Here is a 230-nt window from a genome sequence, read left to right on the forward strand (position 1 = left end):
CGGGGTCATGTTCTCCACCTGCCCGCCCGATGGGGTGACGAAGGCATTCATGTTGAGCTTTGTCCCGTCCCCGAGTGTGCCCACCAGGTCCGGCGGCAGGTCGCTGTTGCTTCTGGCCTGCGTCTGGGTCTCCTGCTGCTGCGTACCGTTGCGCTTCTCTCCTCTCGCGAGCGTCGCCGCTTCTTCATTCTCAATAAACTTCACCCGGAACCCCTCAATGAAGACCACCT

General features: G+C 61.3%; 1 protein-coding gene. It reads right to left on the reverse strand.

Features of this window, described 5'->3' with window-relative positions:
- Positions 1 to 204: hypothetical protein (locus tag KVT28_RS27395; protein ID WP_217551506.1), on the reverse strand; the 204-nt coding region annotated here is incomplete at its 3' end.
- Between the last annotated feature and the right edge of the window lie 26 nt (positions 205 to 230).

Origin of the sequence: Pantoea sp. GbtcB22 (assembly GCF_019091025.1) — a bacterium.
Classification (GTDB): Bacteria; Pseudomonadota; Gammaproteobacteria; order Enterobacterales; family Enterobacteriaceae; genus Pantoea; species Pantoea leporis.